Source organism: Caballeronia sp. GAWG1-1, assembly GCF_023631465.1.
GTDB lineage: Bacteria > Pseudomonadota > Gammaproteobacteria > Burkholderiales > Burkholderiaceae > Caballeronia.
On record NZ_JALQDB010000038.1, the window covers coordinates 1 to 12,676 of the forward strand.

At 61.0% G+C, this 12,676-nt stretch carries 10 protein-coding genes; 8 read left to right on the forward strand and 2 right to left on the reverse strand.

The window, feature by feature from the left end:
• Positions 1-669: 669 nt before the first annotated feature.
• Positions 670-1,119, reverse strand: a complete 450-nt coding sequence (locus tag NCT03_RS27770; protein WP_250494688.1) for a winged helix-turn-helix transcriptional regulator — start codon at positions 1,117-1,119, stop codon at positions 670-672.
• Between the two features lie 139 nt (positions 1,120-1,258).
• Here NCT03_RS27770 and NCT03_RS27775 point away from each other — a divergent pair, with 139 nt between their 5' ends.
• The 4 genes from NCT03_RS27775 (at position 1,259) to NCT03_RS27790 (ending at position 6,635) form a co-directional block, all read left to right on the forward strand.
• Positions 1,259-2,494 carry an MFS transporter gene (locus tag NCT03_RS27775; RefSeq protein ID WP_250494689.1) on the forward strand — a complete coding sequence of 412 codons (1,236 nt, stop codon included), beginning with the start codon at positions 1,259-1,261 and terminating at the stop codon, positions 2,492-2,494.
• Positions 2,495-2,692: 198 nt separating this feature from the next.
• Positions 2,693-4,570, forward strand: a complete 1,878-nt coding sequence (locus NCT03_RS27780; protein ID WP_502800433.1) for a serine hydrolase domain-containing protein — start codon at positions 2,693-2,695, stop codon at positions 4,568-4,570.
• Between the two features lie 401 nt (positions 4,571-4,971).
• The gene (locus NCT03_RS27785; RefSeq protein WP_250494690.1) at positions 4,972-5,712 is read left to right on the forward strand and encodes a DUF4118 domain-containing protein; all 741 of its coding nucleotides are present in this window, start codon (positions 4,972-4,974) and stop codon (positions 5,710-5,712) included.
• A complete protein-coding gene (locus tag NCT03_RS27790; protein WP_250494691.1) occupies positions 5,709-6,635 on the forward strand; it encodes an alpha/beta hydrolase in 927 nt (308 codons plus the stop codon). The genes NCT03_RS27785 and NCT03_RS27790 overlap by 4 nt, the downstream gene beginning before the upstream one ends.
• A 30-nt stretch (positions 6,636-6,665) precedes the next feature.
• Here NCT03_RS27790 and NCT03_RS27795 read toward each other — a convergent pair whose 3' ends face one another.
• Positions 6,666-7,790, reverse strand: coding sequence for a VIT1/CCC1 transporter family protein (locus NCT03_RS27795; protein ID WP_250494692.1), 1,125 nt, complete (start codon positions 7,788-7,790; stop codon positions 6,666-6,668).
• 427 nt (positions 7,791-8,217) lie between these two features.
• On the opposite strand from NCT03_RS27795, the gene NCT03_RS27800 reads away from it, so the two are divergent.
• The 4 genes from NCT03_RS27800 to NCT03_RS27815 all read left to right on the forward strand — a co-directional run bounded on the left by NCT03_RS27800 (position 8,218) and on the right by NCT03_RS27815 (position 12,633).
• On the forward strand, positions 8,218-9,702 hold the full coding sequence (locus NCT03_RS27800; protein WP_250494775.1) for a sensor histidine kinase: 1,485 nt from the start codon (positions 8,218-8,220) through the stop codon (positions 9,700-9,702).
• Positions 9,687-11,078 (forward strand): sigma-54-dependent transcriptional regulator, encoded by a 1,392-nt coding sequence (locus tag NCT03_RS27805; RefSeq protein ID WP_250494693.1) that lies wholly within the window; start codon positions 9,687-9,689, stop codon positions 11,076-11,078. Before NCT03_RS27800 ends, NCT03_RS27805 begins: the two co-directional genes overlap by 16 nt.
• 150 nt (positions 11,079-11,228) lie before the next feature.
• Positions 11,229-12,032 carry a hypothetical protein gene (locus NCT03_RS27810; protein ID WP_250494694.1) on the forward strand — a complete coding sequence of 268 codons (804 nt, stop codon included), beginning with the start codon at positions 11,229-11,231 and terminating at the stop codon, positions 12,030-12,032.
• Between the two features lie 52 nt (positions 12,033-12,084).
• The gene (locus tag NCT03_RS27815) at positions 12,085-12,633 is read left to right on the forward strand and encodes a hypothetical protein (protein ID WP_250494695.1); all 549 of its coding nucleotides are present in this window, start codon (positions 12,085-12,087) and stop codon (positions 12,631-12,633) included.
• Positions 12,634-12,676 lie beyond the last annotated feature (43 nt).

The following is a 12,676-nucleotide window of genomic DNA, read 5'->3' on the forward strand; positions in this document are numbered from 1 at the left end:
CCATTTCAGCACGGCCGAGTTCTTTGGAAGCGGCGAGGTCTTTGATCGTCAGCATGGTGAATCTCCTAAGTGGTTGGGTTGGTCGAGCGATAACTTGTTACGCTCGCAGCTACATATGCGAGAGGCATGCCAAGCAAGCCACCAAGGCGGTTACTATTTTCTAAGTGAATGAATTTAAACGCTAAAAATTATAAAGACGGCTTTTAAGGGCAAGCGTCCATACGCATTCGAAATTGGGGGTGTATTAAAGCGGCAGACAGCGCTCTAGAAAGTGAACGTCACAAACAGACACCTTGGGACTTGTCTCCGACCCACGATCTCCAAGGCAGACGCGGCTGCGCTTTGAAGGTCTTTTATCGAGTGCCGAGAGTACATGGCAAGGAGAGCCCGCACGCAATGGCGTCAATCGAATGATGGTTCGAACTCGCTAAGCCACAACGCACTCGTGTCGGCACCGCAGACGAATCCGTCGACGCGCCGAAGGCAACGAATCAAGCGGAGACCGTGCGATTAAGTTCAGCGACTGAAACATGCGATCGTTAAGTCGGGCGAGTTGACGATCTCAAGGGCGGATGACCTTGAGTAGGCCCAGACCATTCATCGGCGCAGTCTGGTTTACTCAACGTTGAAATCAATTGTTCTGAGTGCCTTTCACACCGAAAAAGATCGTCACACCGTGACTTTCTTAACGTATGTTCCACGCGCCGCGGGTGCGATACCGCTAGCCGTACGCAACGTCAGCTTAGCCACCGGCTTACCGCTCGCGCGATCGATTAGCTGCGAATGCTTTTCGCCGCGTGCAAAAAGGTTGGCTTCACCCCATTGCCGCAACGTGACAATCACGGGGAACAGCGCTTCGCCCTTCGGCGTTAGCGCATATTCCTGATAGGCGGAGCCGTCCGACGCAGGAACCACTTCGAGCACGGCCGCATCGACGAGGAGTCGCAAGCGGTCGGTGAGAATATTGCGTGCGATCCCGAGACTTTCCTGGAACTCGCCGAAGCGACGCACGCCGTCGAACGCATCGCGCACGATAAGCAGCGCCCATCGCTCGCCTACGATATCGAGTGCCCGTGCGACGGGACACGATGAATCCGCAAGACTTTTGCGCTGCGCCATTTGCATTTCTCCAGTCAAATCCGAACCGATATCTGTCTTAGCGACCCACCTCAACCAGTTGCATTTTAAAACAAGTTTGTCTAGACTGTATTCTAGTTGCATTGTGAAACTAGTTAAAGATATAAGGGCAGGGCGATCCATGAATACCGGAAGCACACCGTGCGACGCGACAGAACAAATCGACAATCCCGCAGAAGATGCGCCGCGCTCACTGCCGTCCGTCCTCGTTTTGCTGCTCGCAGTGTGCTGCGCGGTAAGTGTCGCGAACGTCTACTACGCGCAGCCCCTGCTCGACGCCATTGCCGAAGACTTCCGCATTACGCAGGCAGCCGTTGGCGGCGTCATCACGGCAACGCAAGTTGGCTGCGCGCTGGCTCTGCTGCTGGTCGTACCGCTTGGCGATCTGCTTAACCGCAAGGTCTTGATGTGCATACAGCTCGTCTTTCTCACGGCTGCTCTGGCCATGGTCGGCTTCGCGCATTCGCCGGCGATATTGCTCATCGGCATGGTCGGCGTCGGGATGCTCGGCACCGCGATGACGCAAGGATTGATCGCGTACGCGGCGACACTTGCGCATCAATCGGAACGCGGTCGCGTAGTTGGCGCCGCGCAAAGCGGCGTGGTAGTCGGGTTGCTCATGGCGCGTTGCTTCGCCGGCGTCATTACCGACCTTGCAGGATGGCGCTCGGTGTATCTCATATCGGGTCTATTGGCGGCCGTCATGCTGCTCGTGCTTTGGAACGCGGTGCCGACGGCGCGCATGAGCCCGCTCAAGCTGACCTACGCTCAACTGCTAAGGTCGATGTTCATGCTGCTTGCATCCGAGCGCGTGTTGCGGGTTCGTGGCGTGATCGGCCTTCTCATGTTCGCGGCGTTCAGTATTTTCTGGAGCGCGCTGGTCTTGCCGCTCAGCGCGCCGCCGCACTCGCTGTCGCATACACAGATCGGCGCGTTCGGGCTGGTCGGCGCAATCGGGGCGCTGGCCGCAGCGAGGGCAGGTTATCTGGCCGACCGAGGTCTCGGGCAGTGGACCACTGGCATCGCGCTGATCTGTCTTGTGACTTCATGGATGCCCATAAGCCTCATGCCGCAGAGCATGATCGCGTTGATGGTGGGAATCGCGTTGCTCGACCTCGGCGGCCAGGCAGTGCACGTGGTCAATCAAAGCATGATTTTGAGCGGCCAGACTGCGTCGCACGGGCGTCTCGTGGGCTGCTACATGCTTTTCTATTCGGCGGGGAGCGGTATCGGCGCGGCGGCGTCCACTTACGTGTATGCGCAAGCGGGCTGGATGGGTGTCTGCGTCCTCGGGTTCGCCGTAAGTGTGGCTGCGCTCGTTTTCTGGGCCGTTACGTTGCGTTCGCAAAATCGCTAAGCGACGACTCATGCAAAGCCGCTTCGCGAGAAAGGCGAAGCGGCAAATGACGCTTGTCCAGGCGATGTCGACGGGAGACGAATACACCGCACCGAAGAGCAAAATTTTCGATGCTAAGAAGCCGTTAGGAAGGCTATAATTCGCCGCGCAAGGCAGAAACCGCACTACGTAGGCTCTGGATCAACAAGGAGAACCGCCGTGCTTCCATCTGACCGCAATAACGACAAACCTTCCAGCTCGGGACGCCGGCAGTTCCTCGGTTTCACCGGCGCAGGCATGCTAGCGACACTGCTGCCCGGTTGCGGCGGCGACGACAACCACGCCGCCTCCTACCCGCAGACCATTGCGATGGGCCAACAGGCTATCCAGCAAGCCATCGGCAATACGGCGCAGCCCGTGGCCGCCATCTCGGTTGCCATGCTCAAGGGCAACGACGTCGTGTGGCAGCAGGCGTTCGGCGCATCGTCGGTGCCGAGCCAGACCCAGGCCACGACAGCGACGCGCTTCAATATCGGATCGGTCAGCAAGCTCTTTGCAGGGCTTGCCGCAACGATCCTCCAGGACCGTGGACTGATTACGCTCGATACCCCCATCGTCCGCTATCTGCCCACGTTCTCGATGCTTTCCCCCGAGTACACGCGAATCACGACACGCCATCTGCTGTCGCATTCGTCGGGTTTTCCCGGTACCAATTCGCGCAATCTATTCACGTTCTCGCCGGTTCCCGGCTATGCGGCCGACACGCAGGCCGAGCTCGCCAACACTCATCTGAAGCATTTGCCGGGCGAGCTTGCGGTGTATTGCAACGACGGCTTCACGATGGTGGAGCAACTCGTCCTGGCAATGACCGGGCAAAGCTTCGCGAGCTTCGTCGAGGCGAACATTCTCGCGCCGCTGAAGATGACCAATTCGAGTTATCTGACAAGTGTGCCGACCGATGGCTCGTTCTCGTATCCCTATGTGAACGGCACGCAATATCAGGAGTTCGTCAACGCTTACGCGACGGGCGGGCTGAGTTCGACGCCCGGCGACATGATGAATCTCGCGCGGATGTTCCTCGGCGGCGGCGCGTTCGAGGGCAAGCAGATCGTGTCCGCGGCGGGCATCGCGCAGATGGGTACGGACCAGACAGCGGGGCTCCTGATCAATCCATCGCCGGAATGGCGTTGGGGTCTCGCATGGGATTCAGTCGTGCAACCGGGGCTAGCCGCTGCCGGCGTTCTCGGATGGGAAAAGGACGGCGGCACGGCCTTCTTCACGAGCGAATTCTTCATCGTGCCGAAGGCGCAACTGGCGTTGATGGTGACCGGCAATACGGGCTACGACGCGCGCAAGCTTGCGGAGAGCATCGTGCTTTCGGCATTGAAAGAGGACGGAACCATCGCCGCGCTGCCGCCCACGGTCGGCGGCACGGCACCTTCAGCGGCTACGGGTCCGGTTATTGCGGACACGGCCGGCATCTACGGCAACTCGGACTCGCCGCTTCAGGTGATCGCCAACGGCGACGGCAGTGTGCAACTCAACCAGTGGAATGGTGTGACGCGCACGTGGGGGCAGCTTGGCGCGGGCGCCTATCAGTACCGCAGCGACGGATGGTACTGGAGCAATAGCGATACGGCCTCGTACCGTTTCGCGGTCGTCACCGGAACCGACGAGGACGGCACCCCATTCAGCTATCGTTATCTGATGAAACGCGTCGTCCCTGGCGCGGGCTATGCCTTCCTTACGTTACCCATCGGCCAGCAACTTGCCGCGCTCGCACCGCTCGACGCCGCGTGGCAGCAACGCCTCGGCACGCAATGGCGCGTGACGAACGACTCGCCGACAGCGGTGCCAATAGTGGTCGACGGCAACGAGCCCGCGTATCTCACCAGCCTGCCCGAATTGCCGGGCTACGTACTGTACGGCAATAGCGACCTTCGCTATCAACTCTTCGTGCCGCTTGCAGATGACCGCGGCGGCATGTCGGTTAAGGTGCCGGGCAACTTCGGCCGCGATCTCTACGAGATTCGCTTTGCATCGGCGAGCAACGCCACCACGCTGACCTTGGGCAGTTCGATTTACGCGCAGGTGTAACGCCCTCACGACGAAAGCCGTGTCGACGCCTCGCGCGTCGACACTCATCGGCACGTCTAGCAAAACCCTCACGTCCACGTCAAAAGAACCACACGTCTGGTGCCTTGTCGCCATGCGTATGCGTAATGTAATCGATCACGCGAAACGGCTTGCTAAGGGTCGCCTAAGTATCCAAAGCTTAGTATGGCCTTAATCATCGCGATCTCAGTAAAGGCTCATCGAAGCGAAAGATGGTGCGCGTCGCGGCTGGCATGTGGTGTGGTTTGTCGGACGGAAAAGCGCGCAACGGGTGCGCATGAATGACGTATTCAGACGCCGAGACGCACCATCCAAAACTCCGTGGAGTACGAGTGTTAAACAACGCAAGGAGCTGGGCGCCCAGAGGCGCCTGGCGCTATGGAGTGGCACTGGTCGCCGCGCTCGCGGCCTTCGGTGCGCGAGAGTTGATGCACCCCGTGCTGGAAGCGCACATGCCTGCACTTTTCTTCACGGTCGCGGCGGTCCTCGTGGGGTTCTTTCTCGGTATTGGTCCTGCCATACTCGTGGTGGCCATTGGCGTGCCTATCGCGGACTATTTTTTCGTACCACCGTATGCCAACTTTGAATACTTCGACAAAGAGGACGTGATTCTTTTCGTTGCTTTCCCAACGGCTACGCTTCTTTTCCTCTGCATGATCGAGTGGCTTAGACGCACTCAACACGAAGCCAGACTTTTTGCTGAAGTCGCGCGGTCCCGACATCAAATGCTTTTACGGTCCGACAAGCGTAGAAGAAGCGCGGAGGCGTCGCATTTGATTTCAGACCGATTGCTTCGTCAGTTCACGGACGAAAGCGCCGATATCCTATACATAGGGAAGGTTGGGTCGTCCTATGAGTACGTCAACGAATCGTTCGAAAAAGAACTTGCGCCGTTGGAAGGAGAATCGGCTTCATCGCGCCTAATGGCGACATTTTCCGAAAGCGACGCGTCTACATTTGCCTCGGCCTTCGAACAATCGAGCGACGAGGTCACAAGAAGCTGGGTTGTCAGATTGCCTCGCCGTGATGTCGTTGGTTCCGATTTGACATGTCGCTTGGAGCGCTTTCCTACCTCGCACGGCGCGTATCTGATTTTGAAAGTTCCGCCCGAGTCTGTTGAATGAGCGCTCAAAACCTATTGATGCAGGATATCGTCCACGCCGCAAGCAGCCGAAATCATGCTGTCTTATTGCTTCATGGCTTGAGAAGTACGCCGCAGGAAATGGGTTATGTGGCCCGGGCGCTCGCCAAACAAGGCTTTGCCGTGCATGTCCCATACCTGCCCGGGTATGGACTTGGAACCGAATGCGGCACGTCGGTCGAGTGGCGCGAGCAGGTCAGGGCGCATTATCGAAAACTCGCGGGCGCGTATGGCAGCGTGTCGGTAGGCGGTCTTTGCATTGGCGCCACATTGGCGCTTGCGCTCGCCATAGAGGAGCCTGAAATTCTTGCGCTGTCGTTACTCTCCGTCACGCTCGACTACGACGGCTGGACCATTCCCTGGTATCACTGGATGCTAGGCCTCGCCTATAAAACACCGATCCGGAACTTCTACAGCTTGCGTGAGCGCTCGCCCTTCGGTTTGAAGAACGAGGCGCTAAGGGCAAAAGTGGCAAAGAGCATGCTGCGTCGAGGGGATTCCGAAATCGGCGCCGCCACTTTATCGATGCACCATATCTTCGAAGCCAAAGCCCTGGCGAAATACGTAACCAAAAACATCGCAAAGATCAAAGCAGATTGCCTGCTGATTCACGCAATAGACGACGACATCTCCACCACCGCGAACGCCGATGTCGTGTATCGCGGTATTGGTTCGACACGTCGACGCAAGATTTTCCTCGACGACTGCTATCACATCATCACGATGGACAATGAACGCGATCTGGTTGCTCGCGAAACGCATTATTTTTTTGAAGAGGCGGCCAAGCTGAAGAACGATGGCTTGAATGCAGTCTCTGTCGCGCGAGCGCAAGGAACGCGGCGTCAGGCTACCCACTCGCTCGCGGAATCTGGCGTCTTCGCGAAGTGGTTTCGCCGCGACCTTTGACGTGACGGTAATGTCGAGCTCTTGCTTCCATCATGACACCGCCACTCCCAGTGCGTGCCCGATGCCGAACGTGAACGCGGCAGTAGCCAGTCCCACGACAACCTGGCGCATCGCCGAGAAGCTTGCGCTGCGGCCATTGAAGAGCGACGTGAACATGCCGATAGCCACCAGCGCCAGCACACTGAAGCCGATGCACTGAACAATGGCGGTCGTGCCGGACGTCCACAGAAACGGCATCGTGGGAAAAATAGCGCCGGCGGCGAACAGACAAAACGACACGGCCGCCGCGGACCAAGGGTTGCCACCGAGTTCAGCCGGGTCCAGACCCAGTTCCTCGCGCACGAGCACATCCAGCGCCTTGTCCTTGTCTTGCATGATCTGCGCGGCCACGCGCCTCGCTTCTTCCGCGCTCAGTCCTTTCGCCTTGTAGATGAGCGTCAACTCGTGTTCTTCCGATTCCGGGCTGTGCTCGAGTTCGTTCTCTTCCTTCGATACCTGCGCCTGCGCAAGCTCGCGTGCATTGGTCACCGAAAGCCATTCGCCCAGTGCCATCGAACAGGCGCCGGCAATCAATCCGGCAAGCGCGGTCAGCAGGATGGCCTTGTTGCCCGTGCCAGCGCCCGCCACGCCCATGATCAGGCAGAAGTTCGAGACGAGGCCGTCGTTGGCGCCGAGCACGGCGGCGCGCAAGTCGTTGCCGGATGAAACGCCGCGATGCCACGACTCGCCTTGCGCGATGTCCGCGCCTTGCGACGCCGCGGGCATGCCCGAGTTCGCCATTGCCTGCACGACGCTCGCATGTCGTTGCTCGTCTTCCGACATGCGTGCGGTGTCCGGATTGCCCGCGTACTTGTTGCGGTCGGCAAACTCCGCAGCCGCAATCGACGGAAGCACGAAGCGCGGTCCGAGCAAATGGACGAGCGCTTGCATGAGATAAGTCTTGGCATTGAAACCGGAAGGCGCCTTTTTTCCGTTTGCCCTGAGTTTATCGGCCCACACGCGTGCATGCATTCGTTCGGATGCGGCGAGTTCGCTGAAGACTTCGCTCCTAGAGCGGTCTTGTTCCACGCGTGACAGCGTCTCGTAGATCGCGGCGCTGTGAAGTTCATCGGCGAGGTTTGCCCGAAATTTTCTGAGTTCTTGTGCGGAAGCCATGTCGTTTCCCATCGCGCGCACTTCTTGCCTTTCTCATCGCAGGCGCGCGAAAAATATTCAAGCGACTCTCATCTCAGATGAGAATAAAAACACTTCTAACTCTGCTCACGGTTTTGCGAACCCAAATGCACAAACGGGCGACCAGCCTTTGAAGGATGGTCGCCCGAATGGGAAATCGAACTGCATGATCGATGGAACAAAGATGCGGTAAGCCCGTTGCGTCAACGTTGCGTCATGCTTCGACGAGACACGTGCTGCGCTACCGTATCACGAAGTTGGGAGGAGCGATTCAATGCACCACACAAATATGCCGCGAAAACGAAAGCATTCGACATCGTCATCCAATGCTTGAACAATCGCTTCCCGATCCAAGCTAGGCGAGATACTTGCTTACAAGAGCGCCAACCCATTCAGTCTCCCTATCTTGATGCCGCGACCGTCGTTCTCCGCTCAGCTCTTTGCGCTCTGGATACTCGTGGCGGTCCTCTGCGGGCTGCTCACGGCCGCCGTGTGGCTCATGCTTTCCTCGGCGCTCGGCGAGCGCGTCACCGCCGCGAAAAGCCAGGCAACCGCAGCCTGCACGGCGGTCGCATCGCGCTATGACTTGTCGATGCAACGTCCCGGCGAAACCAACCTCGATCTCATGCACGCGGTCCTCGACCTCGTGCTGATCCGCACCGATGGCATCGAAGGCGGCTTCTGGACCGCGGCTCCTGCAAAGGGCGCACCGAACGGCTTTCTCGCGTACGCCTTTCCCACGTACGAAGGCAGCGGCGTGAAGCGCGATGTCCCCGAGGCCGAAACGCCGCTCATTCTGCGAACGCTAGAAAATGCGGCGAGCGCGAGCCAGATGCAAGAGGATGTCGTGTCGAGCGGCGGCGATGCCGTGGTCGCCGTCGCGTGTCCCGTGCCGCGCCATACAGGCCTCTTTGCGTGGATGCTGACGCGCGCGCATCCACCGCTCGGGCCGTATGGAGAGCGCGCTGCGAGCATTCTCGCGGGCGTGCTTACCATCATCGTCGTGCTTGCGCTCTTTCTTGCGCTGGCCCTCAGACGCTGGAAACGCAACCTCACGCGGCTCGAACAGGCGCTTGCGCCAGCGGGCGCGTTCGAGCAAGGCAAGCGGCTGGAACGACTCGGCGAGCAGGACCTGGATCAGATCGTCGCGGCGCTCAATCGATACGTCGAACGCGCCGAGCGCCTGCAGCGCGAAGCGAACGCACTGAGCACACAACTCGCGCAGGCGGAGCGGTTCAGCACGCTGGGCAAGATGGCCGCGCAGATCGCGCACGAAATACGCAACCCCGCAGGCGCCATGCGTCTGAAAGCGGAAAACGCGCTTGCTGGCGACGCCACGCGCCGCGAAGCCGCGTTGAAGACGATCATCGAGCAGGTGGGCCGTATCGAATCACAGGTGACGAGCCTGCTTGCCCTGACGCAGCCCGTGACCATCGACGCGCGCGCGGTCGACCCGCACGTATGGCTCGCGGAGATCGTGCAGTCGCACGAGTCGCGCGCGCAATGCCGGGACGTCTCCCTGCACGCGGAGGTCGAGACAGGCGCGACCCAGCCCGTCTTCGATCCCGCGCAACTGGCGCGCGCGCTCGACAACCTGGTGGTCAACGCGTTGCGGCATGCGCCGCCGGGCGGACACGTAACGGTGCGCGTGCATGGCGCACAATGTGCGCAGGGCAAACGTCTGCGAATCGAAGTCATCGACGATGGTTCCGGCGTGAACGTGGCCGAACGAGAGCGCATTTTCGATCCGTTCGTGACGGGGCGCCCCGACGGCTCGGGTCTCGGTCTTGCCGTGGTTCGTGAGATTGCATCGGCGCACGGCGGGCGCGCCTATCTTGCGGAAGATTCCAACGTGACGCGCTTTGTGATCGATTTGCCATGGCGACCATACTGATCATCGACGACGACGACGCCTTCCGCGAAGGCCTCGCCGAAACCGTTCAGGACTTGGGTCACACGCCGCTCGAAGCGCGCTCCGGCGAGGCGGCGTTCGAGCGGCTGCGCGAGCACGACACCCCCGACTGCATCTTTCTCGACTTCCGGCTGCCCGGTGCGGACGGTCTCTCGGTTCTGGAATCGCTGCGCGAGAACGCAGACCTTCGACGCGTGCCTGTGGCAATGCTCACCGCGCACGCGACGAGCGACAACACCATCGGCGCAATGCGGCTCGGCGCGTTCGAGCATTTAACCAAGCCCGTCGGCCGCGACGAGATCGCCGCGTTGCTCGAACGCATGCTCGCCGCGCACGCCGATGCGCACGCCGATGCGCCCGCCGCCGCGTCGCCGGCATTCGCCGACGAAGCGCGGTCGCGCGAGCCGCAATTGCTCGGCATCAGCGAAACCATGCGCGACGTGCAAAAGCGTCTTGGCCGCGCGGCGGGCACGAGTTCGACCGTGCTCATCACCGGAGAAACGGGCACGGGCAAGGAGGTGGCGGCGCACGTGCTGCATCGCGCGTCGGCGCGCGCCGGGGGACCGTTCGTCGCCGTGAACTGTGCGGCGATTCCAGCGGATTTGCTCGAGAGCGAGCTCTTCGGGCATGGCAAGGGCGCGTTCACTGGCGCGCATGCACAACGGCGCGGGCGCTTCGAAGAGGCGCACGGCGGCACGCTGTTCCTCGATGAAGTGGGCGACATGCCGCTTGCCATGCAGGCGAAGCTCTTGCGCGTGCTTCAGGAGCGCCAGGTCACGCCGCTCGGCGCGAATCAAACCATAGCCGTCGATGTGCGCATCGTGGCCGCGACGCATCGTGACCTTCCGGCCATGGTCGCGGCAGGAACGTTCCGTCAGGATTTGCTGTACCGGCTCGACGTGATTCCGCTGCATATGCCGCCTTTGCGTGAACGCGTCGCGGACATCTTGCCGCTCGCGGAGCACTTCCTCTCGACGCTCGCGGCATCGCCGGAAACGCGCAAGCATCTGTCATCCGATGCACAACGTCTGCTCGTCACCTTCGGCTGGCGCGGCAACGTCCGTGAACTCGCCAACGCCATGGAAAGGGCGAGCGCGCTTGCGCCCGGCGCGCTGCTCACGCGCGATGACTTCGCCTTTCTCTTCGATACCGCCGCCAGCGTCAACGACGCCATTCCCGCCAGTCTCGCCGAACTGCCGCTCAACGACGCGCTCGCGCAACTCGAACGGGCGCTGATCGTCCGTGCACTCGCACTCGCCGATGGCAATCGCGCAGAAGCCGCGCGCAGGCTCGGCATCAGCCGCCAGTCGCTCTATACGCGTCTGGCGAACGTCGACTCCTCCAATTCCGGCGACTGAGCAGACGGCAAGTGTCAAGCAACCGGACTGCGTGTGTCCGATTCCTTGACACCGTGGTCGCGTGACATGGCGTCGCCCATAGGCTGCAAGGGGTCGAGGCTCATGGCATAGGGCTTGCAAAAGACTGCGCACCTAGTGGAGGAGTGAGTCATGCAATCGACCTCGAAGTATCCCATTCAACTCAACGCTGTTCGCGTTTTCGGCGCGGCGGCTTGTGCCGCTTTGCTCGTGACCAGCACGGGCTGCGTCGCTCAGACGCAAGCCGCGGCAACACCCGTTGCGCCACCGGCAGCGGCGCCCGTCGTACCGCCGCCGGTTGCCGCCGCGCCCGCACCGACTGCCATGCCCGCGCCGCCGCCTGGTCAGGCTCCGCTCGAATCAGCCGACGCCGGCACGGCAGTGGAAACACGGGCCACGGTGGCCCGCTTCCTCACCAATCCGGATGGCGATGTCGACGGCTTTCTGACCGACGACGGCGCGCTCGTGCGCTTTCCGCCGCATATGAGCGCGCAGCTCGTCTCCGCGATGCGTGCCGGCGACAGCGTGCAAATCAGCGGCTTGCGCGATGCGGGCGGCAATCTCAAGGCACAACGCATCGCGGATTCGAGAAGCGGCCAGCAACTCGTCGATACGCCGCCGGTTCCGGGCGCGCAACCCATGCCGCGTGAATTGCGTGGCGCGGGGCTCGCGCATCTGAGCGCACAGGGGCAAGTGGCCCATGTCACGACCGCTCCGCGCGGCGAACCGGACGGCGTGATTCTCGCGGATGGCACCGTCATCAAGCTCACGCCTCCGGTCGCGCAGCAGTTTCCGAGTCTCGTCCACACGGGCGCGAAGGTATCCGCGCAAGGCTACGGCACGCGCAATCAGTACGGCACCGCGCTTCAGGCGACGGCATTCGGCGCACCGGGAAAACTCACGCGGCTTTATGACCGCGCTCCGGCCAACCCTTGAACCTGCCGGTTACAAGCGAACTTTCATCGACATCTGAACGAGGAACCAAGACATGCATTGGATCGACCCTGACAGCCTTCCCGAAACGCGTGGCACCGTGACGCGCTTCCTTCTGAATCCGCACGGCGAACTGGATGGCTTCGTGCTCGGCGCCCGTCATGCGCGGCAGGTTCATTTTCCGCCTCATCTGTCGCGCCAGATCGCGCGGCAAATCGCCGTGGGCGATGAAGTCGGCGTGCGTGGCGTGAAGCCGCGCGGCGCGGACATGATCGCGGCGGTCGCGCTCGTGACGAAGACGGGCAAGGTCATTCTCGACGAAGGCCCGCATCACGATGGCAAGCCGCATGAGAAGCCGCACGTCGAGCGCGAGCCAATCGACGCGAGCGGTGAAGTGGTGCTCTCGCTCTTCGGTCCAAAAGGCGAGTTGCGCGGCGCATTGCTCGACGATGGCACGTCGCTGCGCATGCCGCCGCATGCCGCCGCCGAACTGGTCGCGTATCTGACTCCGGGCGCGCATGTCCAGGCGTGGGGGCATGGCGTCAAGAATCGTCATGGCTGCACGATCGAAGTGGACGAGATCGCCGAACTGATCGACGCGTAAAGCAAGCACGACGAGGAGAGCGACATGCTGAGTTGGGTGCATT